The organism is Colwellia sp. E150_009, from assembly GCF_053543955.1.
Genome location: NZ_JBHFOM010000002.1, coordinates 33878 through 58427 on the forward strand (window position 1 = coordinate 33878; position 24550 = coordinate 58427).

General features: G+C 36.1%; 16 protein-coding genes and 1 pseudogene. 8 read left to right on the plus strand and 9 right to left on the minus strand.

The annotated features are described in order from the left end of the window. The 4 genes from ACE1OF_RS01360 to ACE1OF_RS01375 form a co-directional block, all read right to left on the minus strand. Entirely contained in the window at positions 1–1725 is a 1725-nt protein-coding gene (locus tag ACE1OF_RS01360) for a class I adenylate-forming enzyme family protein (protein ID WP_448892157.1), read from the minus strand. Between the two features lie 78 nt (positions 1726–1803). After that, positions 1804–2346 (minus strand): TetR/AcrR family transcriptional regulator, encoded by a 543-nt coding sequence (locus ACE1OF_RS01365; protein WP_448892159.1) that lies wholly within the window; start codon positions 2344–2346, stop codon positions 1804–1806. Between the two features lie 273 nt (positions 2347–2619). Continuing rightward, positions 2620–4875: a TonB-dependent receptor gene (locus tag ACE1OF_RS01370; RefSeq protein ID WP_448892161.1), complete on the minus strand. Its 2256-nt coding sequence runs from the start codon at positions 4873–4875 to the stop codon at positions 2620–2622. 621 nt (positions 4876–5496) lie between these two features. After that, complete coding sequence (locus tag ACE1OF_RS01375; RefSeq protein WP_448892163.1) at positions 5497–7116, minus strand: carboxylesterase/lipase family protein; 1620 nt, start codon at positions 7114–7116, stop codon at positions 5497–5499. Positions 7117–7291: 175 nt separating this feature from the next. On the opposite strand from ACE1OF_RS01375, the gene ACE1OF_RS01380 reads away from it, so the two are divergent. The 5 genes and pseudogenes from ACE1OF_RS01380 to ACE1OF_RS01400 all read left to right on the plus strand — a co-directional run bounded on the left by ACE1OF_RS01380 (position 7292) and on the right by ACE1OF_RS01400 (position 14804). Then, complete coding sequence (locus tag ACE1OF_RS01380) at positions 7292–8317, plus strand: hypothetical protein (RefSeq protein WP_448892165.1); 1026 nt, start codon at positions 7292–7294, stop codon at positions 8315–8317. Between the two features lie 80 nt (positions 8318–8397). Beyond that, on the plus strand, positions 8398–9342 hold the full coding sequence (locus ACE1OF_RS01385) for an alpha/beta fold hydrolase (RefSeq protein WP_448892167.1): 945 nt from the start codon (positions 8398–8400) through the stop codon (positions 9340–9342). A 180-nt stretch (positions 9343–9522) separates the two neighbouring features. Then, on the plus strand, positions 9523–10866 hold the full coding sequence (locus tag ACE1OF_RS01390; RefSeq protein WP_448892169.1) for an anti-phage deoxyguanosine triphosphatase: 1344 nt from the start codon (positions 9523–9525) through the stop codon (positions 10864–10866). A 212-nt stretch (positions 10867–11078) separates the two neighbouring features. Further along, positions 11079–12151: pseudogene (locus ACE1OF_RS01395) on the plus strand (patatin-like phospholipase family protein). Positions 12152–12347: 196 nt separating this feature from the next. After that, positions 12348–14804: a TonB-dependent receptor plug domain-containing protein gene (locus tag ACE1OF_RS01400; RefSeq protein WP_448892171.1), complete on the plus strand. Its 2457-nt coding sequence runs from the start codon at positions 12348–12350 to the stop codon at positions 14802–14804. Positions 14805–14867: 63 nt separating this feature from the next. Here the strand turns inward: ACE1OF_RS01400 and ACE1OF_RS01405 are convergent, their stop codons facing one another. The 5 genes from ACE1OF_RS01405 to ACE1OF_RS01425 all read right to left on the minus strand — a co-directional run bounded on the left by ACE1OF_RS01405 (position 14868) and on the right by ACE1OF_RS01425 (position 22042). Next, positions 14868–16766, minus strand: a complete 1899-nt coding sequence (locus ACE1OF_RS01405; protein ID WP_448892173.1) for a protein kinase domain-containing protein — start codon at positions 16764–16766, stop codon at positions 14868–14870. A gap of 139 nt (positions 16767–16905) precedes the next feature. Further along, positions 16906–17790: an alpha/beta hydrolase family protein gene (locus tag ACE1OF_RS01410; protein ID WP_448892175.1), complete on the minus strand. Its 885-nt coding sequence runs from the start codon at positions 17788–17790 to the stop codon at positions 16906–16908. A gap of 353 nt (positions 17791–18143) precedes the next feature. Continuing rightward, positions 18144–19814: a dihydrolipoyllysine-residue acetyltransferase gene (locus ACE1OF_RS01415; RefSeq protein ID WP_448892176.1), complete on the minus strand. Its 1671-nt coding sequence runs from the start codon at positions 19812–19814 to the stop codon at positions 18144–18146. 66 nt (positions 19815–19880) lie between these two features. Further along, positions 19881–20858, minus strand: a complete 978-nt coding sequence (locus ACE1OF_RS01420) for an alpha-ketoacid dehydrogenase subunit beta (RefSeq protein WP_448892178.1) — start codon at positions 20856–20858, stop codon at positions 19881–19883. Positions 20859–20860: 2 nt separating this feature from the next. Continuing rightward, positions 20861–22042, minus strand: a complete 1182-nt coding sequence (locus tag ACE1OF_RS01425) for a thiamine pyrophosphate-dependent dehydrogenase E1 component subunit alpha (protein ID WP_448892180.1) — start codon at positions 22040–22042, stop codon at positions 20861–20863. 347 nt (positions 22043–22389) lie between these two features. Here ACE1OF_RS01425 and ACE1OF_RS01430 point away from each other — a divergent pair, with 347 nt between their 5' ends. The 3 genes from ACE1OF_RS01430 to ACE1OF_RS01440 all read left to right on the plus strand — a co-directional run bounded on the left by ACE1OF_RS01430 (position 22390) and on the right by ACE1OF_RS01440 (position 24535). Next, the gene (locus tag ACE1OF_RS01430) at positions 22390–23358 is read left to right on the plus strand and encodes an AEC family transporter (RefSeq protein ID WP_448892182.1); all 969 of its coding nucleotides are present in this window, start codon (positions 22390–22392) and stop codon (positions 23356–23358) included. 19 nt (positions 23359–23377) lie between these two features. After that, the gene (locus ACE1OF_RS01435) at positions 23378–23836 is read left to right on the plus strand and encodes a methylglyoxal synthase (RefSeq protein ID WP_448892184.1); all 459 of its coding nucleotides are present in this window, start codon (positions 23378–23380) and stop codon (positions 23834–23836) included. A 282-nt stretch (positions 23837–24118) separates the two neighbouring features. Further along, positions 24119–24535, plus strand: a complete 417-nt coding sequence (locus ACE1OF_RS01440) for a 3-phosphoshikimate 1-carboxyvinyltransferase (protein ID WP_448892185.1) — start codon at positions 24119–24121, stop codon at positions 24533–24535. Positions 24536–24550: the final 15 nt, after the last annotated feature.

Here is a 24550-nt window from a genome sequence, read left to right on the forward strand (position 1 = left end):
TTACTTAAGAAGCGAATTTAGATATTCTTTACGGATATTTAATTTATCCATTTTTCCTGTTGCACCGCGAGGTAAAGCACCACACATAATTTGAATATCTACTGGGACTTTAAAATGGGCAATATTATTATTTAAAAAATGAATTAAGGATTCTTTACTAAGCTCTGCCTTGTCATGTAGTGCAGCAATAGCAATAGGGACTTCTCCTAACCTTTCATCTGGGATACCAAACACACACACTTCTTTAACCGAAGGATGTGCCGCAATCGAAGATTCAACCTCTTGAGTACTGATGTTTTCGCCACCTCGAATAACAATGTCTTTTTTTCGATCAACAATAAATAAATATTCTTGTTCATCAAGAAAACCTATATCACCCGTTTTTACCCAGCCATCCACAAACAATTCATCGGTTGCTTTTTCATCATTCCAATAACATTTAATATTAGATGCTGATTTAATTAATATTTCACCTCGTTGGCCTGTACAAACCTCAACGCCATTATCATCAACAATCTTAATCAACGTAGTAGGTGCTGTTGCTTTTCCTACTGAATCAGGTTTTTCAAGATAATTGTCACCACCATTTATACAACCAACACCATTAGTTTCGGTCATTCCATAGCCAGTTGTTAAAGGAATTTGAAATGCTTCTTGAATTTCTTTTACTTGTGAAGAGGGCCTAGCCGATCCACCTCCACCAATTTCAGCCAAACTTGATAAGTCGTATTCTTCTCGTTTAGTACAATGCAATAGTTCATAACTCATAGTTGGAACACCAATAAAATGAGTGACTTTTTCTTCTTCGATTTTTTGCATGGCTATTTCAACATCCCACTTATCAATGAAAACAATTTTCCTCCCAATAGCTAAAGAAAGTAAAAATGCGCTATAACATGCGGTTACATGAAAAAGAGGTAAACAAAGAAGTGCTGACAATTGATGTTCGGTCGGTTTATCTTTTTTCTGATTTAACAACCCAAAAGCCGTTGCGGTTAAAGCCCAGGTAAAAATTGTATTTAATAACATTCTATGAGTAGATAGCGCCCCTTTAGGGAAACCTGTAGAGCCTGATGTATAAAAAATTACTGCGTTATCATTTTGATTTACTTCTGGTAAAAGAATTGAGTCTTCTAATTTTTTATTCATTAATTCATCAAAACACGCTATGGAACGGTGAGAATGTGTATAAGAAAAGTTATCTGAAAGTTTATCTATAACCACATTAAAACCATATTCTTCAATAAACGGTTCTATATATGAACAACGCTTATCGTCTACAAACATTACTCTTGGGTTTGTATCTTTAATGGCATAAATTAATTCATCTTTTTTCCACCATGAATTCATTGCTACAGCAACACCACCTGCGGCAGTTATTGCCATAAATGCAATGCACCACTCTGGAGAATTACGCATGGCAATACCGACGCGATCATTTTTCTTTAAACCATACTCTGCCACTAAAATCTTAGCTAACTTTTCAACTCTTTCTAATGTTCCCTTAAATGTTAAGCTTTTATCATGATGAACAAGAAATTTTTTGTCAGAAAACTGACCACCCATTTGATATAAGCTATTCAAATTTGGTAATAAATTTTTAAAAAATGGATAATCTATACCATCTAAATTTCTATTTTCAGTTTCAAACATACTGCCTTTTGCAGTCAAATTTTTAATCAGCGAATCCATCACTGCATCCATAGAGGGTGAGAGTTCTTTCATTTTGTTAACCTTTAAAAAGATTTATGTAATAGGAGTAATTCTTAACCTTGCAGGTAATACAAGGTTTAAACTTTAGATTTAACTCGGTGGTTCGCTCCAAGAGCGCCCTAGTCCTGCCATGGATTGAACAACCCATCGAACAAATTCTCGATCTTTATCTTTGTTTCCTGTTTCTACCCAACCTTTGATAGAGTCAAGAACGAAAGTACATAATCGCCTTGAAAAGAATTCAACATCAATAACATCGTTTTCAATATCGCTATAATCTTTTGTGATCCTTTCTATTGTATTCTCAACTAACTGATCATGAATCCTTTTATAATGATGTCCAAATTTAGGGTCATGAATAGTATGTCGCATTAAAAATAAAAATGCGTCTTGATTTTGTCGTACCACAGTAAGATTGGCAGAAACAACCTTTCGTCCCCATCCTAAATCACGTGAATCGGTATCCAAAAGTTGATCTGAAAACTCAGAAAGCATTAAGTTAATTAAATCATCCTTAGAATTAAAGTATCGATATAAAACCACTTTACTAATACCTAACTCTTTACCAAGTTTATCCATAGACATCCGTAAAGCCCCTGATTTAGCGAAGACTGCTGCAGACTGTCTTAGCAATTTACGATGCCTATTTTTACGGTGCCTTTCAACACTCTCTTCATAAGAAATATCTTCGATTTGATCAGTACTCATAGTTTTACTATTTCCATAATTTAATTAAGCATGTAACTAATTTTCATTAAATAATACTTCATTACTATAAAATATTAGACATTTTCATAAGGTATTATTTAAAGTACCGTCATAATAAGCAACAACCAACATTTTAATTTATTCAAAATATACGTACTAATTATTTTCGGTACTGCAAAAGCACATTACAGCAAACCTCTAAAATCTAAACGTTGCCGAGATACCATAACTAGCTTCTTGACCAATATATGCGTTCAAACTTCCAGATTGTGCAGGCGTATCAATAGCCACATTCATATACTCTTCATCTAATACATTTTTCCCATATAACGCTAACTCCCAACTATCGTCCATAGCTCGAATTCCCACTCGCGCATTAATAATTGTATAAGCATCTTGATATTTTTCTGGTGCTAAATTAGAACCAGTATTTGCTCCACTTTGATTTCTACCATTTATATTGGCAAAAATATCTGTATTTTCAGTTAATTCCTTAGAGTATAAAAAGGCAAGTGTTACTGTATTTTTTGGAGCGCTATTGATTTGTCGACCTGCTAATTCACCATCAATAGTATCATTTGTATAACGTGCATCATTATAAGCATAACCAACTTGAATCATTAAATTTTCAGAAACTATCGCTGTTACATCTAATTCAATACCCTTTGATATGACACCCGCTGCATTTGAAATTGTAAAACTCGTTCCATCATAAGTATTAAGTTGGTAATCTTTAAATTCTGAGTAGTAAGTAGAAATATTGGTTCTTACCAAATTGTCAAAAAATTCTGACTTGACGCCTAGCTCCCATGAATCAACTTTTTCAGGAAGAAATTCATATATTTTAGCATCGCGACTTAAGTTAATACCACCCGCTTTAAAGCCATGACTGTAACCACCAAATAACATAGCATCATCATTAAGTGAGTATGACAATTTTAATGTACCTGTCACTTCTTCATACTTAGTGTTTGAATCAAAATCATCTACAGGGCAAAGAAAACCTAATGCTCCAAGCTGTGCATGACCGCACAGTGAACTACTTTCAGTAGTAAACTTACCACTTCCTTTTTTCTTCTCTGAGTTATAACGTAAACCAGCAGTTAAATTTAATTTTTCTGTAAGTGTAAAATCATTATGCGTAAATATAGCCCAACCATCAGTTTCTTGACTAAAGTCATTTAAAACAGCCCCTCCTCCTTCAACATATGTTGACGCTACATAGGCTTTAATATTATCAGGCAAAGGAGCTAAGTTAGAAACATATTCACCAAGCATACTTCCGTAAAGAGAGTTAGATTGTTCAACAATATCTTCTTCAAAAAAGTATAACCCAAGCATCCAGTTCATGATGCCCTTTTCACCTTGCAGGCGCAATTCATGTGTAGTTGCTTTTACTTCCGAAGAGACACTAGTATTATTAAGATCTAAATCTGAACGGTCTCCATCAGTTGCGATATCATAAGAATAATTTCTATAACTTGAAATAGCGGTAAGTAATGCACTATCAAGCTCCCAATTTAATTCAGCAGACGTACCATATTCTTTTGCGTAGTTATAATGTTCACCATTAACTGCTACTTTTCTTTCAAATGGATCTGCACCAGCAAGGGTTCCGCCTAAAGCTTCAAGTAAAGCAGCAGTAGGACCATATTGAAGGTGTGGTGAAGCACAACAATTTTCATCTTTTTCACCATAGTCAGCAATAATTCTAAGGCTCACATCTTCTTGCGGTGTAAACAAAAGCTGGCCACGAGTTGTCCAACGATCTTTATCATTGTATGAGATATTAGTATTTATATCTTCAATTTCACCATCACTTGTATGATGAGTAAATGAAAATCTACCTGCAAGCTTATCTTCAATTAAACCTCCAGTAACTGAACCTTTAACTTTTTGATCATTATTAGAGCCATATTGCAATCCTAGCTCTGCTTCATAATCAAAGTCAGGTAAACGAGTACTAATTGATATAGCACCTGTTGATGTGTTTTTTCCAAAGAGAGTTCCTTGAGGCCCTCTTAGAATTTCAACCCTTTCTATATCCATCAAGTCATTCATTGCGATGCCAGCTCTACTTAAGTAAACGCCATCAATAAAAATACCAACTGAACCTTCGAGCCCTGTATTATTACCTGTTGTTCCTACACCACGTATTCTAATTGATGAACCACGACTTTCATTAGTACTGCTTCTAATATTCAAACTTGGGGTTACCGTTTCTAAATCTTGAAACGTTATCACACCAGCTTCTTCTAACTCATCACCATTAAATGCTGATAGTGCAATAGGCACATCTTGAATTGACTGAATTCTTTTTTGAGCGGTCACTTCTATTCTTTCAATTACTAGATACTCATTTTCTTTTGCTTCTTCAGCAAATACATTACTAGAGAATATTGAAATCATAGCAAGCGCTAAAACTGAAATTCTTGGAGAATTATTTTTTTTCATTATTTTTCCTCTTCTTTCATTTTAATTCAGCCTCATCAAAAATATTTATTATTGAATTAGCTATTACATTAACTTTCTAGTGTCCCCACAAACAACCGTTACCTAAAATAAACAAGGTGTAACCAAGTGGTTACAGACTATAACCTTGTTCTATTTATTTTTCAAGTAAAATTATAAAAATATTGCCTGACACAAAAACAATAAAAACAAATATATTTCAATGAGTTACGTGGATCATTAAATAGAATATTATTTTTAATTAAAAATAATTTAAGATAGATTTTGATTTTTTGAGAGGTGTAATTAATACAAAAAGAAAACATTCTGGTTAAAATTTAGCCAAGAATTTCTTTTTAAAGAAACAACCCTTAATAAAAAAATGCGCCTTGATTATGAATGAATCACTCAGACTTCCTGAAACGAGCATATTCAAGAGGAACGGGTATATGCATAAATTAATAGAAATAGAAATAGAAATAGAAATAGAAAAAGTATTTAACTCAAATATAAGCTAACACGCATTTCTAAAATAATAGAGAGTTGTCATGTCAAATCTGAGCTATTGAAAATTAAAAGTGAGGGAGAAGTTAAAAATAATACTCCTCGCCTCAAAAATATAAACTAATACTCAATTTTAGTTAATAAATGCTTGGTTACGAACTCTAGCTTTTCAGATTTAAAGTTTTTTATTGTGTTAACTTTCCCATCCATTGAAAATTCTAACGTTATAGGTGATGCTTTATTATATTCAGGCCAGTCAGCTAAATTCGTTGAATTAGGGTTTCCTTTCTTGGCAAAATTAATCCAATAAGATTGAATTGTTTTACTCACGTTATTATCTTTGTCTGTAATACGAGAAAGCTCCTTGTCGCTCCACTTTTCTAGCGTATCAAACACATATATAATTTCGCCACCATGAGGAACACCTTTCGCTTTATCACGTTTATGATGAGTTATATATGAAAAGTAATATAACCAACCTTTAGACTTTTTTGCCTCCATTTTTCCTACTAAAAACTGCGCACCAGACGTAAAGAGAGTATCGCCAAAGAATTCAAAGGAGGCATCGTATGCAGATGTACCATTTTTAGTATATAGTTTTTTTGCTGCTTTTCTTTTATCACCAAAGGTCCAGAATATTAACTCAGGGTTTCTATCATTCATTATCTTATTCATTAAGCTTCCTTCAAACGAATTAGATCCTGCTAAATATGGTACATCGTGCTGTAATCCTTTAGAAAACGCTTTAGCAGTAGTCATGGAAATTAAAGTACCATCGGTATAAGGACCACCGCCTATGCCTATTTTTTTGTTCGATTTCAACATTGTCTTGGCTGGAAGGTTTCTTAGTTTATCAGCAATCTGGTGTCCTTCAATTTTCCAATAACCTGATAGATCTTTTGTTCGCTCTTCTTCTGATGGTTTTCTTCTTCGACTTATACTTTTATCCGTAGGTATTTGGAGCCCACCGCCTGATTGAGCAATAGCCCGATGAAATAACCCTTTAGTTTCGGGTAATGTCATTAAATAATTAACGCTTACCGCTCCAGCTGACTCACCAAAAATGGTAACATTATTTTTATCACCACCAAATGCAGATATATTATTTTGCACCCATTTTAAGGCGGCAATTTGATCTAATAAGCCAAAATTTCCTGTTCTTTCGCCATTATCACCCGTTGTTATCGCTGGATGCCCAAAAAAACCTAAGTTTCCTAGCCTATAGTTAATTGTTACGAGTACAATCCCATTTTTCGCAAATTCAGTGCCATTATAAATTGGAAAGGAGCCTGAACCTATAACAAAAGCTCCACCGTGAATCCACACCATTACTGGCATATTAGGTACTGCCTTTTTATTAACGCCATAAGGAGTCCACACATTCAATGTTAAACAATCTTCACTTTGATTTTTAACGTATTTAATAAATTGTTTATTATGTTCAGGTTGCAAACAAACAGCACCGAATTTAGTTGCATCATGTATGTTATCCCATGGTTCCACTGCAACTGGTGCACGCCACCTTAACTCCCCAACAGGCGCTTTTGTATATGGAATTCCTCCAAAAAAAGCAATGTTATCTTCAACTTTACCTTTCACCTTCCCTTTAGGTAGTTGAACTACTTGTAATGACTCATGCAGCTCAGTTGCATTGGAATGAATAAAAGCTTGCAGCACAAATATAAATATTATTAAAGCTTTCATATTTCTTTTTATTTTATTCATAACTAAATTAAACATTTATTTTCTTCCAAAATTTGTAAGTTATAAAGATAGACTAATAATCTATAGATTGAAATTTGACCATGACGTTACCTTATAGTATAACTGTGTTACTTTCAAGTAACATATGAAAGTATATACTTTCTTATTAAAAGAAATTAATAACTAAAATAAATTTAAAAAGGCTTTAAATATGAAAAAGTTAAGTATGCTCTTATTTGCAATACCTTTATTAATGTCAGTAGATCTTTATGCTGCCTGTTCTATAAACTCATTGCCTCAAGCAACATCTGGATACGGCTCCAATGGGAGTTTTACTCAGAATGTTGTGTCCTTTAGAAATCCTTTAAAACGTACTCGAAAAACGCATGTTTTTTACCCTTCAACAGGTGTTCCATCACCTACTGTATTTTTTTCTCATGCCTATGGCGCTAATGATCCAGACGTGTATGGTGGAACAATTGAACATTTAAATAGCATTGGATATACCGTTGTATTTAGCGAATACCCCACTTTTTTCGCTACAGTTAGTGAAAGATACAATATTCTTTGGCGAGGGTTTGAAGAAGCAGCCAGTCGTTATCCACAGTATATTGATACTGATAAAGTCGCTTTTTTTGGTCATTCATTTGGCGGTGGTGCAACCCCAAGAATGGCACTTAATGGTATTAGTCAGGGTTGGGGAGATAATGGCATAGGAATGTATTTAATGGCTCCATGGTATGCATATGATCTAACTAATAGCGATTTATCAAGCTTTCCTGAAGAGACTAATGCAATTATACTAGTAACTGAAGATGACGATACAAATGATCATGAAATGGCTATTGATATTTTCCATAATTTAGCTTTAGACGATGAGAATAAAGCCTATTACATTCTTTCAGAAGACACTGAAAATGGGTGTACTCTAGAAGCTGATCATTCTATGCCTATGGAGACTAATAACGGAGAATTAGATGGTTTAGATTTCTGGAATTGGGCGCATATGGATGCACTGTTAGATTACACTTTTACAGGAAACCTTACTGCAAAAAATATTGCACTTGGTAATGGTTCTGTTGAGCAAGTATTTTGGGGACAATGGTCATCAGGAAGAGACTATTTACCAATTGCAACACCAATAAATCCTTTACCTTCTAATCCTCAAAGTTTCTATATGTTTCCATGTAATGATAGCGACAATCCTCGTGCATTTGCCTGCGGAACAAGAAATTAGACGCATATAGTTAGTTTGTTCAAGTGCCTTTGTAAAATAGGCACTTTTTATTCATTTAAATATTTATGCAAAGAGTCGACATGAACACTAAAAATAATAGCGTTATAACTTATAGAGCATCCATCATTCTTTTATTTGTTACTTCGTTAGCAATACACATTACCTGCTATGGAAATGAATTAAGGTTGTCACCTAATTCACCAGGAAGAAATAGCTTAGGAACTCAACACACAATATCTACAAACCAAAATAGTAATATTATCTATCATAATTATTACGAAAGGGGCAACGGGCCAACTGTTATTTTGCTACCAAGCCTAGGTAGACCAGCGAGTGATTTTAATGAATTAACAACGTTTCTGTCTTCTTCTGGCTTTAAAACAATCGCTATTGATTTGAACCAATCTACAAATAATAATTCTAAAATTGAACTCAATTTATTCCAAATGGCAGATCAAGTTGATGAATTAATAGGCTCTTTATCTTTAAAAAAAAATGAAAGAGTATTTGTTGTTGGCCATGCCTTTGGTAACAGACTTGCTCGAGCTTACGCTACTAAATATACAAAAAAGGTAAATTCTGTTGTGCTACTAGCCGCAGGTGGAAAAGTTGATATTGCTCCCGATATAAAACTGTCAATGAAGCAATCTTTCGATCCAAAAATTTCCTATTTAAATCATTATAAGGCAGTTAAACATGCCTTTTTTTCAAATAAAAATACAATACCTACGTATTGGCTAATTGGTTGGAACCCTACTTTGGCAATGGCCCAAGTTTACGCAACATTAAATACAGATTACTCAACATGGTGGTCAGCAGGTGGGGTTCCTATCTTAGTAATTCAGGGCAATGAAGATGCTATAGCGCCTTCAAAGCACACTTCTGAATTATTAAAATCAGAATATGGAGATAAAGTCCAAGTGATACTGGTTTCACCTGCTGGACACGCCTTACTTCCTGAAAAACCTGACCTGATCAATAAAGCTGTGTCTGAGTTTATTAATAAACAGCTAGAAATTAATTAATGATTTGTAATATCTTCAATTTTACTTAATCACCAAAAGAACCTCTTAATATACAAAGACTATTTGATACTATATGAAAACACTATAGTATCAATTAATATAGTGTCAATTTGTATAATTTAATTGATATTATTTAAATTAATAGTTTTTTATCTGGATAAAATACAGTATGAGAAATATATGAGTGAATTTTGGCTTGAAAGACGTTTAAAAAAAGTATCTAAAAGGCAGCAAGATCATCGTGACCCTTTTCAACGAGACCGCGCACGAATCCTCCATTCAGCAGCTTTTAGACGCTTACAATCTAAAACGCAAGTCATGGGAAGTGGGCAAAGTGATTTTTATCGCACCCGTTTAACTCACTCTCTTGAGGCGGCACAAATAGGCTCTGGGATTACTGCTCAACTTCGTTGTAAATTTCCAGAACTTTGCCAAAAATTATTTCCCGCTACCGACAGCTTAGTTGAAGCGATATGTTTAGCTCACGACATTGGCCACCCTCCCTTTGGCCATGGCGGTGAAGTAGCACTAAATTATATGATGCGTGAACATGGTGGCTTTGAAGGCAACGGACAAACATTCAGAATTGTTGCACGATTAGAACCTTTTAGTGAAAACCACGGTATGAATTTAAGCCGTAGAACCTTACTTGGTTTATTGAAGTACCCACAAACGCTAAACCTACTTAGTAATCCAGGTAATAACACAAGCATTGATAATTTCAGACAACTTAAAGCAAGCGAATGGCACCCACCAAAAGGCTTATATCTTGATGATCAAGACATAGTAGAGTGGCTATTAAGCCCATTATCTTCAGCAGATAAAGCGTTATTTCAATCAGTTAATATTCAAGAAAATAATCACCATAGAACCCAATTTAAATCACTAGACTGTTCAATTATGGAACTTGCAGATGATATTGCTTACGGCATTCATGATCTTGAAGACGCCATTGTGACAGGGGTTGTTAATCAACATGATTTTAACGATCACGTTATTGATAAACTACTGACATTAAACGACTCTTGGCTCTCAACTTATTGTCAATCACTAACTGGTAAACTATTTAGCGAACAGCATTATTTACAAAAAGATGCTATTGGCGGTTTAGTTAATTATCTCATAACAGCCGTAGAATTAACTGACTTAAACAAAGATAATAGTGATATTAATTTTCAAGAACCTTTATTGCAGTATAATGCAACTTTACCTAAAGTCACGATGCAGGCGCTTAAGATTTTTAAAGACTTTGTTTATAATTTCGTTATCAAACAAACTAATATTCAACGACTTGAGTATCGGGGTCAGCAAATTGTAATGGAATTATTTCAAGCTTTATCTTCTGATCCTTTACGGTTATTACCTAGTAACAGCGCTAAACGTTGGCAACAAGCCATAGATAATAATGAAAATGCTTATCGGATCATTGCTGATTATATTGCTGGTATGACAGATGATTATGCCACACGGTTATACCAAACATTATTTACCCCCAACACTAGCACCAATTATCATTTAAGCTAACAAATAATATTAAAATATCACGTTTAAGCACACAGAAGTGAGAATAATTATCTTCCTTTCTGTAAACTGATCAGTGCCTTAGCGGCCTTTAATCCTTTGTGGTGAATAATGTTTATTCTAAAAAAATAATGTATAATCAAAGGGTAATTCAAAAAAATCGCCCCATAAAGTCGCTTAATAAACTCAGTTTAAAAACATAATGTACTAAAATAATGCTAGACATATACGCAGGCACAAACGCCTTAAAAACCATTCAAGAGCACGGCTTTAAACAATCACTTTTCACAAATTTTTTAGGTGCTTCTGGCGGCCCAAAATGGTTTACTTTGTTTGGCTTAGATAAATACCTATTTGGTGATTTTTTTAAAGGCCGTACCACAGAATTAAACCTTATTGGCTCTAGCGCTGGTGCATTTCGTGCGGCATGCCTATCACAAAATGATCCTGTTGCAGCTATATCAAGGCTTGCAAACAAATACGCCCATACTGTTTATAATAATAAACCAACGACCCAAGATATATCAAATTCAGCTGTTGAAATGCTTGACCACATTTTCGGTAAAACAGGCATCAACGAAATAATAAACAATCCTATATTCAAAGCCCATTTTATTGTTGCCAAAAGCCAAGGACTAACAAGTTACGAAAACAAATTAATACAAGGAACGGGTTTGCTCACCAGCATGCTCTTAAACAAAATTGACCGTAAATTATTAGCACGGCAATACCAACGTTTTGTTTATCGTCCGGCTTCCAGCCATATAAAAATAAATGACCCTTACCATTTCTCTAGTCACTATGTAGATTTTACCAAAGAAAACATTGGCTTTGCTTTATTAGCCTCTGGCTCAATTCCTATAGTTATGTCAGGTATTAACAACATTCCTAATTCACCAAATGGCACATATCGTGATGGCGGTATTATTGACTATCACTTTGACTTTTCAGTAGAAAACACGGGGGGAATTCTAGCTCAAATCAAGGTTTAACCCTTTATCCACACTTTAGTGCCACTCCAAAAGCAGGCTGGTTTGATAAAAACTCGTCACGCCAAGTATTAGCAAAAAACTATATTAACACCGTGTTGTTAGTGCCCTCAGCTAAATTTATTACCTCATTACCTTTTAAAAAAATACCAGATAGAACAGACTTTCAACAATTAGACGCAGCAACTCGCATTAAGTACTGGTTAACGGTATTGAATGCAACTGAGCAACTAGCAGAAAGCTTAAATGACTGCATTGTGAAACAAGATTTAAGTCGTATAAAACCCTTTGTTACATAATTTATGGTTAATTTTAGCTAAAAATACCTGTTACGTCATATTGCTGCAATACGAAATCATATAACAGATACAAAACCCCTTAGCACTTAAAGTTCTAAACAATCTATTGGAAACTGAAACACTTTCCTCTACCTTCCCCCTAGCTGCCACCCAACCAAATCAAACTAAAACGGCATGCACTAAGAGAGAATAAAACATGACACTTAATTTAAATAAAAGCGCGTTAGCCATAGCGATATGCTTGTCGCTATCAAATACTACCGTTTTTGCGCAAGAAGAAGCTATTTCTGATAGTGCAAAAGACACTGACATTGAACGTATAATCACTGTTGGTACCCGTATGTCTAATCGTACGGTAGCAGACAGTCCAGCTCCTATTGACATTATCTCATCTGAAGCCATTAAAAATTCTGGTGCAACCAGCACGCCTGATATGCTGCGTAAACTTGCACCATCATTTAATATGAACAACACCACTACGTCAGATGGTCAAGATTTAATGCGCCCTGCAACGTTAAGAAGCTTAGGGCCAGATCAAGTTCTTGTATTGATCAATGGTAAACGCCGTCATCAACAAGCGGTTGTAGCCGTACAAGAAAACGTTGGTCGTGGTAGCGCGGGCACTGACTTAAGCTCAATTCCAATGACCGCTATTTCTCATATTGAAATATTACGTGATGGTGCTGCGGCACAATACGGCTCTGATGCAATCGCGGGCGTAATAAACATTGTGCTTAAAGATAGCGACGGTGGAACTGTTTGGAGTCAATATGGCCAAACCGACGAAAACGATGGTGAAAGCTTTGAACTAGGCGCTAACTATGGTTTAAACATTGGCGATAATGGCATGTTAAACCTCACCTTTGAATATGCTGACAACGGTGAAATGAATAGAGCTACCCCAACAACATGGGGTGGTTCAATTGATACACCTAAACAATTATTACTGGTGGGTGAAGCAGAAACCGAAATGACTAGCCTATGGGCTAACTTCACTTACGATTTAGGTGACAACGGTCAACTTTACGCTTTTGGTGGCTTTACGGAAAAAGAAGGTGAATCATTAGGCTTTTATCGCCCAGCCGCTGATAATCGTGTATGGAGTACATTATTTCCTGAAGGAGTCACCCCAAGTTTAGGTTCAAAATCAGAAGATTTCTCAATTGCCGCTGGTTACAGAACCAACATTGAAGATTGGGAAATTGATGCCAGTGTTGTAACGGGTGAAAACCGTTTTGAATTTAGTAATCTAAACTCACTAAACGCTAGCTATGGTCCTGATAGCCCAACATCAGCTTATGATGGTGCCTTAGTTTTCACGCAAACCACCTTTAATTTAGACGCAGTAACCTCACTTGATTTAGGTCTATACGAAGAAGTTTCTGTTGCTATTGGTTACGAATTTAGAATAGACAGCTTCGAACAAAAAGCGGGGGATGAAGTAACCTATGCCCGTGGCGACACCCTTTGTGCAGAATCAGTTAATCCAACAGGTGACCCATTAATGACATCATGCTCTGGCGGTGACATTACCACTCCGGGTATGCAAGGCTTCCAAGGTTATAGCCCAGCAATGGCAACAGATAAAGATAGAGATAGCTTTGCTTTTTACTTAGATACCGAAGCATTTTTAACTGAAAACTTATTAGTAGCAGCTGCTGTACGTTATGAAAATTATGATGATTTTGGCAGCACACTTATTGGAAAAATATCAGCACATTTAAGTATTACTGATAACTTCTCTGTACGTGGTTCAGCTTCAACAGGTTATAGAGCGCCAGGTATGCAACAAGCAAACTTTACCCAACGTTCTATTTCTCTTGATAACGGTGAATTAGCTGATTTAGTTACTTTACGCCCTGATGATTCGCTTGCACAAGAACTTGAATTCAAAAGTTTAAAAGAAGAAGAATCAACTAACATATCTGTAGGTTTGGTTTACAGCAACGGCAATTACTCAACGACTCTTGATGTTTACCAAATAAATATTGATGACCGTATTGCCTACTCTGGCAATATTCAACGTGGCATTAACAGCGACATAGATGCCTTCTTTGACCGTCATGCTAACGCTGGTGGCGCTTTAGATGGTGTTAAAAATGTTTCATTGTTTACAAACGCTATTGATACAGAAACGTTTGGTTTAGACTGGGTAAACCAATATACGCAAGAAGTTGAAGATTTTGCCAATATTGTTTATGAACTTTCTTATCACCATAACGACACTGAAGTGAGCAACATCAATACGTCTTCATCTATTGTGCCAAATGCAATTATCTATGATGCTGCTCAAACGTTGTTAATAGAAAAAGGCCAACCGCAAGACAGAGTAACACTGTCTGCAATGGTTGATTTAGATACATGGACAGTAACAGGTAGAATGACCCATTACGGTGAAGTAAGCACAGCATCGTACGGAACATTACCAAATACATGGAGCGCAAAAAGTTTATTTGATGTAACCGCACAATGGCATGTAAATGATGAATTAGACATTAACGGTGGTATTTTAAACCTAACTGATGAATACCCAGATGAATGGGGTTCTAACGGCGCACCATTTAATGAGCTTGGTTTTAAATATGGTTGGACAAGTTTTCCGTTCTCACTTGCTGGGCGCGAATATTACTTAAGAGCAACCTATCGTTTTTAATTAACTACTTAAGTTAATAAGCAATAATATTCCCAAAAGCCAGCTATTATTTAGTTGGCTTTTTTATGTTTGATACTCTGCTGTTAATTTAGGATTTTTCGGATAAAAACGCTCAGGTAAGCTACTAATATGTTCAAAGAAACGCGTATCTTTATAAGGAAGTTTCATAAACCCTGAAATACCAATACCATCAATTTTGGGTAATAAGGCTAAAAGCTCAGCTAAACATTGTCTAAACTCAGTTTCTTTATCGTGATTAAGCAACATTAAATAACTGTGTATTTTTAAATGTGTTGGTAACACCTCAAAAATAATACACCCCGTATGATGAATCAAATTCAAACGAGCTAAAACTGCCATCATTTCATCAGGCAAATATAAATATTCATCTGGGTCTTTACCATCTTCAAAATAAGAATGTAACTTAGTAATATCATCTATATCAGCCACATCACTTACTTCAAACAGAATCGCTTGCTTAGGTTTAGCAACAAAAGGCAAACTAGGGCTTTTTCGTTCAACATGCAGCGTATTACGGGCATTAAACAAACAACTTTTAAATACACCAATTCGGAAAATTCCCTGAGCTAGATGAATCATATTATTCACAGCACTCACAAACGATGTTTTTAGTGTAGGGTCAAACAGTGTCAAATTAGAATCAATATATACTCCCTCTTTTGCCCATCGAATAGCTAAACCACCAACCACAGGAAAATTTCCCAAACGACTTAATGCCGCAATAAATGCTTTCTCGGTATCGCCCATGCCCATTAAATAATTTTTATAATATTTTTCTAACTGCACATCATCAATATCACTTAACTGATCAGCGTCTGATTCTTCCCTAAGAAATGATTTACGTGAGCCATAAACAACGGTGTCTATTTCTCCTTCTTTTCCTGATGGTTTCTGCTTAACCCATACAGGAATAAGAGACACGCTATTGATTACCGTTGGCTTGTCTGACAATACCAACTGTTTCAAATAAGACAAGTTATTGAAAAAATAATCACCAGCTTGATAACGTTTTTGCTGATCATCACCTAACATCACTGTTAGCACATTTGCTAACATTTTTGGTAAACCTAACGCGGTAGGTGCAATAACTTTAGTACCGTATCGGCACGATTGCCCAGAAGCAATGGCGTACAAGGTAGCCGCTAAACCTTGCTCATCAAACCGAGGCGAAGATAAACCACCTTCAATTTGTTCTGGGCCAATAAAATATACATCGCCTAACCGAGCGTTAGTATGCTGTAAATCACTGCTCATTAAATCCATCACATTATTACTGGTGGTTTGCCCATGAACATCAAGCTGAGCGACAACCGATGATCCCCAATCAATCAGTTGTACTAAACCCGTTTTCTCGTCAAAAACAACATTAGAGGGTTTAATATCACCGTGCACGTATGGCTTCCCATGAGATTGTCCCTGCTGATGACTTTGTTGAAGAGAGTGAGTATCACGTAAATACAATAAAATGTCAGCCAACTGAATAGCAATACTTACCACTAATTCAGGTGCCAACGGGCCTTTTTGATGTGAGAGTTGTTCTAAGTCGATTCCGGGTGCTCGGCTCATTTGCAATATAGATTGTCGTTTTATTTTCTGATAATCAATAACAGTAGGGATTTTGGGATGATGTAACTGGCTTTGAATTTCAGCTTCTTCACTTAGCCTGTCTTGCACATGCTGCGGTAGGTTTGAACGGGAAAATTTAAAAACAACATCTTCTCCAGACATATTCACGGCTGAAAACACAAAACCGTATGCCCCCTTACCTAATAACGCAATATTACTGTAACCAAGCTGCTTAAGTTGTTGCTGACAAAGCTCTACCCATTTTTTTAATTTGGTCGCATCTTTATGGTTAAGTAGATAAATAGACTGTTCTTCAGCAATATAAAAATGCTGAAGTTTTTTCTCTGTACATTTTTCAGATAAGTTTTCTGTCACAAATTAAAGCCTATTTCAAAAGTACGGTTTAACTAAATAAACATATTACCTGTTATTGATACTGAAAAATAATTAACTGACAAAAAACACACTCAAGTTAACCGTATAATTTTCAAAAATTTTATTATCAACAGTATCACTATCTACAATTAGTATTTAAAAATGATGCAGTTGCTGATATTAACTGCAAACGTGATGATGAAAAACTATGATCATCTTCAATTAATAAATAAGAAATTTTGCTATTTTTTGTCGCTTTTAAAGCAGAAACTAACGGTATGATTTGTGTAGCTAAGGGGATAACATCACTATTAGCTGCAATAATAAACACAGGTCGACCGTTAATTGAATCCACTCGACTAACTAAATCTAGCGCTTCACCATGCTCACTAACTTCTGTAAGCATTTTTTTACCAGACCAGCCATTTAACATAAACAATTGATCACTGTAATCAGACCACATTTTTATGATTGCAGGGTCACTTAGTAATCCTTTACCCATATTCGCGCCATCGTAACTTACCGCACAGCTAACATTGGGGTTGTCTAAAATACCTGCCAAGGCCATATGGCCCCCCATACTATGACCAACAATTGAAATTTTATGGGTATCTATCGCCAATTTTTTAGCTACGTTACTGTCCATAATATAGTGTAAAACGGCTTGAACATCCGCTTCTGCATTTTGAAAAGAAAATTCGCCTTCACTTCCCCACGCACCACGATAGTGGAAAAAAATCACATTCCAACCTTCTCTGCGCATTGCCTGAGCAACATCTAAATTCTTTTCATTACCAGGATAACCATGTAACAACACCATGGTAGGATGCACCCCTTCACCCGCCGCCGTATAAATAATGCCCGACATACGTTGGCCTGACGACTCAATGGTTAATTCGGTTATACCTGCAGGATGTTCCCCTTGCGCTTTGGCAAAAACATCATTCGATAACATCAGCGTACTAAAAAAGACACTAAACAAAGTACAAAAAGCAAAAATCAGGGAATTAATTTGTGTTCTCATCGTTAACCTTATATGAAATGTGATTATTTAAGTCAGGAAAGTTTTTCATATTTTCTTAAATGATACTTATACTAATCTCACTAACTATGTGATCATTTCTACTTGCTAAAATCACCAACTACATTGTTATTTATTTAATAATTAGAACAACTAGTTGTTGCAATAAATGCCTTGTATTTGGCAATTTTTTCTACGTATAAAATAGATCACTTAATTAATGAAACTGGTATTACCGGTGTCAGCACCAGTTTCAAGAAATAGTAGTACTTAACCTAGCTTAGCAAGTTTGCGTTACAAGTTTTAATACCTGTTACGCTAACCTATATGCTGTTCAAGTTAATAGTTTATATGACTTAGCTCATATGAACTAACATATTACTTGGTTTTTCAAGGAACGATTTCCACAAGTTACAAAAGCGGGCAATACTTCCACCATCAATAACACGATGATCACCAGACCAACTAACCTGCATAATGCTACGAGCTTCCACTTCTCCTTTATCATTAAACCTTGGTAAAGTTTGTAATTTACCTAATGCGACAATAGCCGACTCAGGCTTATTAATAATGGGTGTAGCCACAGTACCGCCAATAGCACCAATATTAGAGATAGTAATAGTGCCACCTTTTAAATCACTACTTTGCACACGGCCACTTCGCGCATCATTAGTTAAACGGGTAATATCCGCCGCTAAATCCAAAATAGACTTAGTTTGTACCTGCTTAATATTAGGCACTAACAAACCAATTTTTGAATCGACCGCCATGCCAATATTGTGATCGTTAAAATACGTTAACTCAGTACAATCATCATTTACTTGGCTATTAATTACAGGAAATTCTTTTAATGCCAGCGAGATAGCTTTCATAAAAAATGGCATCATAGTTAATTTAATATCTTGCGTTGCATAAAGTGCTTTTAACTCTAAACGTAATTTAATTAACTCCGTCATGTCAATTTCTTCACAGTAAGTGAAATGAGGAATGGTACTAACCGACTCAACCATGGCTTTAGCCATTACCGCTTTAATCCCCTTAATTTTCTCAACATAACTTGCTGGTACAACACTTGATACAGCTGATACGGCGCTAGGAATATGGTTAGCTTCTTGCTCAAAGGCTAGCACATCATCTTTATAAACACGGCCTTTTTTACCCGATCCAACAACTTCGCTAATATTAACGTTTAGCTCGCGTGCTACTCGACGCACCGCGGGGCTAGCAATAGCTTTACCCTTAGTTGCTGCTTGAGCGGGCTCAACACTATTTGAGTTACTAAGCGCTTTTTTCACCGTCGACGATTTGCTAGATACTACAAGTTTAGCTTCATCAGACTTAGCTGCTGGCTCCCCCCCCTTCTGGCTTGCTACTGTGTTAGCCATCGCGCTAGGCGCTTCAACTGCTGTCACACGTGCTTCACTGCTCGATGCAACTCCCTCAACTACCATAGAAAAAAGCGGTGCATGTACCTTCGCAATTTCACCCTGTTTATAGAATAACTTTTCTACCACCCCAGAATGCATTGCTGGAATTTGTACTAACGCCTTATCGGTCATTACATCAGCAATAGGTTGATCTTCAACAATGCTATCACCTTCTTTCACTAGCCATTCAACCAACTCACATTCAACAATGCCTTCACCAATATCAGGTAAAATAAAATCAATCGCACCACCGCTAGTTACTGGAACTTGCTTAGCAATATGAGCTGCTTCAGGTATAGAGTCAGACGCTTTAACCTCAACAGTATTCGTGTTTTGGTTCAAATCAGCGTTCGGCTGCGCATCATTAGTAATCATAGAGAAAAGCGGCGCATGCACTTTAGCAATATCACCCTGTTTATAATATAACTTTTCAATAACACCAGAATGCATGGCAGGAATTTGCACTAATGCTTTATCTGTCATTACATCAGCAATAGGTTGATCTTCAACAATGCTATCACCTTCTTTTACCAGCCATTCAACTAGCTCACATTCAACAATACCTTCACCAATATCGGGTAAAATAAAATCAATACTCATATTTTTTCCTACATTTTTTCATAAACAGCCCGTAAATTAACAAACCGTTAGAAAGCTATTAGTAAATTAATAATTTATGCTGCGCTTAATGGCTTCATAAATTTTTAAATGGTCGGCAACATATTCTTTTTCAAGCGCTAAGGGATATGGTGTGTCTAAACCACATACACGCTCAATGGGAGATTCTAAATGCAAAAAGCATTCTTGCTGAATCGTTGCGGCTATTTCACTGGCAAAGCCCGCCGTTAATGGCGCTTCTTGCGTAACTAACAAACGGCCCGTTTTAATCACTGAATTCGCTATAGTTTCAATATCCCAAGGTAATATACTGCGTAGATCAATTACCTCACATGAAATACCATCGTTTGTCGCCAAGTCAGCCGCTTTTTGTAAAATTTCCATCTGCGCCCCCCAAGCAAGCAACGTAATGTCGGTACCCGTTTGCACAACTTCAGCTTTACCTATTGGCAACTGATAATCTTCTTCTGGCACTTCACCAACCGACGCCCGATATAAACGTTTTGGCTCAAAAAATATAACAGGGTTGTCATCTCGAATTGATGCCAATAACAAGCCCTTTGCTTGGTATGGATTACGAGGAATAACCACTTTTAACCCTGGCGTATGGGCAAAATATGCTTCGGGTGATTGGCTATGATATAAACCACCCGCAATACCACCACCATAAGGTGAACGAATAGTCAGTTTACCTACATCAAATTCATTACCACTGCGATAACGGAACTTAGCTGCTTCATTCACAATTTGGTCAAAAGCGGGAAAAATATAATCAGCAAATTGAATTTCAGCAATGGGACGAGAACCTTGTGTTGCTAACCCATTAGCAAACCCGATAATACCTTGCTCAACCAATGGCGTATTAAAACAGCGTGCCTTGCCATATTTATCTTGCAAACCCGAGGTTGCACGAAATACACCGCCAAAATGCCCCACATCTTCACCAAAACATAAGGTGCTATCATCTTCGCTCATCGCAATATCAAGCGCATTATTAATCGCCTGTAACATATTCATTTGTGCCATAACTAGAATTTCCCCGCAGTAAATGGATAGGCTTCTGGGTATTTATTTACGTGTAGTTTCACTTGCGCTAACTGCGCTTCTAATTGTTTTGTTGGCACATCGTAAACATCGCTTATTAAAGTGTCGATATGCGGCTTATTCATTTTTTCAGCTTCTTTCACCGCAGCTAAGACTTTTTCTCTTAAGCCTTCAAATAACACTTTATCTTTCGCTTCATCCCACCAATTTTGTGCTAACATCCAGTTTTTCATACGTAAAATAGGGTCATTTTCCTGCCATTTTTCTTCTTCTTCGCGGGTACGATAGCCTGAAGGATCGTCAGACGTAGAATGCGCCCCTAAACGGTACGACATCGCCTCAATCAACACAGGTGCGTTTTCTTTTAACGCATAAGTACGTGCGGTTTGAGTCGCTTTTATAACTGCTAAAATATCATTACCGTCAACCCGGAGGGTTTTAATACCATAACCCACACCACGCGACGCAATACCATTTCCTTTAAATTGCTCATCTGACGGCGTAGAAATAGCGTAACCATTATTGCGACAGAAAAAAATCACTGGTGCTTGCTGCACCGCAGCCATATTTAAACCCGCATGAAAATCACCTTCTGAAGCCGCACCTTCACCAAAGTAACATAACGTTACCGCATCTAAACCTTGTAATTTTTGGCCGTAAGCATAACCTGTTGCTTGCGGAATTTGGGTACCTAAAGGTGAAGATACCGTCATGTAATTCAGTTCACTCGAACCGTAATGAATAGGCATTTGACGCCCTTTACCTAAATCATTTTCATTAGAAAACATTTGGTTCATAAAATTTTCAAGACTAAAACCACGAAACATTAATGCACCTTGTTCGCGGTATTGGCTCATAATCATATCTTGTGGCTGTAAACCTGCCGCACCACCAACACTGGCGGCTTCTTCACCTAAAGCTGCCATATAAAAACTTAACCGACCTTGGCGTTGAGATGACACCATGCGTTCATCTAACACGCGATGAAATGCAAACGTTTCATATACTTTAACCGCAAGCGCCTGATCTATCATTGGCATGTCACTGTTTTCATAAACACTGCCGTCTTGCTTTAAGATTTTTAGCTCAGGAATTTCAACACTAGTGCCATCAATAAAGGTAGGTTTATGAACTACCGGCCCATTATTATAAAGTTCACTACTCATAACATTCTCTTATTGTATTTTACGCTTATTGTGTGCCTACTGTGTATTTACGCTGTATGACTGAACGATTCACTGTCGTTAGCTAACGAAAACAACACAAGGTGGATGCCTATTACTTATTATTTAATTACGTTAATTTAGATAACTTAAAACACTTATATACATTAGAAGTATAGACAATAATGCATAACATTCGCGCAAAACTTTACCTTTACGTAAACTGATAAACAAGATTATTGCACAATGATATTGGGACATTTTTGCAATAAGTGAGCAAAAATGTTTACAGTTATGTAATGAGCCTTATAAACTTGGCACAATAACAAATTATATAGACTTACCAAGCAATGGATTATAACCAAGGTATTTTTGCATTATTACCTGCCGCATTGATAATAACCGCCCCCATTTTTATTTTAATTAGTTTAGGGGCATGGTTATGTCACATAAAGTTTATTAATGACGCATTTATTCATGTGTCGTCTAAATTTATTTTCAATATTGGTTTACCTGTTATTTTATTTACCAGCACTGCCGCACATGACTTTAAACACCTCATTAACCTTTCAAATATTACAGTGATAACTATTACCACACTATTGGTGTATTTTCTTAGTAGCTTAAGTGCAGGTAAATTTATTATGGAAAAACGAGACAAAGGCGTGTTTGTTCAAGGAGCATTTAGGGGTAATTTAATTATTGTCGGCTTAGCATTTTGTGCTAATGCGTACCCTGAAAAAGGTATCGCTATTGCCACCATACCAACTGCTATAACTATTATTATGTATAACTTGTTATCTATTTATACCTTGAATAATAGTTTGCACAACCAAGGCGCATCACTAAAAAAAAACCTAGTAGACATTATAAAAAACCCATTGATTATTGGCATAATGGCAGGGTTGCTGGCAAATTTACTTAATTTTTCCACCCCTGAGATTATTATTCAAAGTAATCAATACATTGCCCAAATGACCTTACCTTTAGCACTTATTGCTATTGGTGGCTCTTTGAATTTTTTACAAATAAAACAAAATATAAAAACAGCTTTTGTGGCGAGCGTGTGGAAAATTGTTATCAGCCCTGTTGTACTAGTTATTTTATTATTTTTTATACCTATTGATCCCACCGCTGCTGGAGTACTCTTTTTATTAACTGCGTCACCAACAGCAACTGCTAGCTTAATTATGGTACAATCAATGCGCGGAAATAGTGACTTAGCAGCTAAAATAATTATACTTTCAACCTTATTGTCACTTTTCACTGTTACCATTGGTTTTGCTATTTTAGTTTCAACCAAGACAATTGCATTTTAATCATTAGTTAGGAATACAAATGGAATATACTACCCGTGAATTACCTCAAAATAAGCGAATTGCGCTTGTTGCTCATGATCACATGAAAGAGTCGTTGTTAAATTGGGCTTTAATGAGAGTTGATATGTTAAAAGAACATCAGCTTTATGCAACGGGTACTACGGGAACATTATTGTCGAATAAATTAAACCTTTCTATTGAAAGTTTACTGTCAGGCCCTATGGGGGGAGATCAACAACTTGGCGCAAAAATAGCCGAGGGGAAAATAGATATTTTGATCTTTTTTTGGGACCCAATGAATGCTGCGCCACATGATCCAGATGTTAAAGCGTTACTACGCTTAGCTGCTGTTTGGAATATTCCCATTGCAACCAACATAGCAACAGCTGACTTTATCTTAGATTCATGCCATTTAAACCAAGCTTATCATGCTCGTGTGCCAGATTATCAAGGTTACTTAGCCAAAAGAACCCTATAAAATAAAAACTAAACAAAAAAACACTCACCACAGAAAACACCGAGGAACTACGCCCTTCACCGAGAATAGAATAGACATAAAAGATTAAACCACTATCAACGAATTACTCTAATTAAAAACAAAACCCAATTTCTTAATCCCTTGTCACTTCTCGGTGTAGCTCGAAGAGCCTCTGTGCCCTCGGTAGTTAATATCTAAAATTAAAAAAAGATAGAAAAACTAGCGCAGCAATATAAAAAAATATATCCTTAACATCAAAGCACTAAACCAAAGATTAATGCAGTGGATGCAACCGAACAAAAAATAACAAATCAACCAGCTATCAAAAAATTACTATCACGCATGCCTGCAGAGGTTGCTAATAGCTTTACAGAAGAACAACTAACACACCTACTAACAGCCGTTGGTTCACGTAGTTGGGGTAAACATAAAATAGACGTAAGAGGAACATTCAAATTCCCCTTTTATCAATGGCGATTTTATTATGTTCTATTGGCAGGAAGAAACCACAGAGAATTAAGTAGACAAGAAAAAAAAATGTCTATTATCATTACAGCCATCGTATCTAGTCTTTTTTTAATCTTTTGCACAACCCTTGGCTTATTAATTCTCTATCTGATAAAATCAGCACTAGGAATTGACCTATTCCCCAACTTTTCACTCGGTATTTGGGGTTGGTTTAAAGAGACTTTTTTATAAAATGAAACATTAGCA

Excerpts from the sequence above, each read along its gene's own strand:
- ACE1OF_RS01360 (WP_448892157.1), bottom strand. The coding sequence starts at position 1,725 with ATGAAAGAACTCTCACCCTCTATGGATGCAGTGATGGATTCGCTGATT.
- ACE1OF_RS01370 (WP_448892161.1), bottom strand. The coding sequence starts at position 4,875 with ATGAAAAAAAATAATTCTCCAAGAATTTCAGTTTTAGCGCTTGCTATG.
- ACE1OF_RS01375 (WP_448892163.1), bottom strand. The coding sequence starts at position 7,116 with ATGTTTAATTTAGTTATGAATAAAATAAAAAGAAATATGAAAGCTTTA.
- ACE1OF_RS01380 (WP_448892165.1), top strand. The coding sequence starts at position 7,292 with ATGAAAAAGTTAAGTATGCTCTTATTTGCAATACCTTTATTAATGTCA.
- ACE1OF_RS01385 (WP_448892167.1), top strand. The coding sequence starts at position 8,398 with ATGAACACTAAAAATAATAGCGTTATAACTTATAGAGCATCCATCATT.
- ACE1OF_RS01390 (WP_448892169.1), top strand. The coding sequence starts at position 9,523 with ATGAGTGAATTTTGGCTTGAAAGACGTTTAAAAAAAGTATCTAAAAGG.
- ACE1OF_RS01400 (WP_448892171.1), top strand. The coding sequence starts at position 12,348 with ATGACACTTAATTTAAATAAAAGCGCGTTAGCCATAGCGATATGCTTG.
- ACE1OF_RS01410 (WP_448892175.1), bottom strand. The coding sequence starts at position 17,790 with ATGAGAACACAAATTAATTCCCTGATTTTTGCTTTTTGTACTTTGTTT.
- ACE1OF_RS01415 (WP_448892176.1), bottom strand. The coding sequence starts at position 19,814 with ATGAGTATTGATTTTATTTTACCCGATATTGGTGAAGGTATTGTTGAA.
- ACE1OF_RS01420 (WP_448892178.1), bottom strand. The coding sequence starts at position 20,858 with ATGGCACAAATGAATATGTTACAGGCGATTAATAATGCGCTTGATATT.
- ACE1OF_RS01425 (WP_448892180.1), bottom strand. The coding sequence starts at position 22,042 with ATGAGTAGTGAACTTTATAATAATGGGCCGGTAGTTCATAAACCTACC.
- ACE1OF_RS01430 (WP_448892182.1), top strand. The coding sequence starts at position 22,390 with ATGGATTATAACCAAGGTATTTTTGCATTATTACCTGCCGCATTGATA.
- ACE1OF_RS01435 (WP_448892184.1), top strand. The coding sequence starts at position 23,378 with ATGGAATATACTACCCGTGAATTACCTCAAAATAAGCGAATTGCGCTT.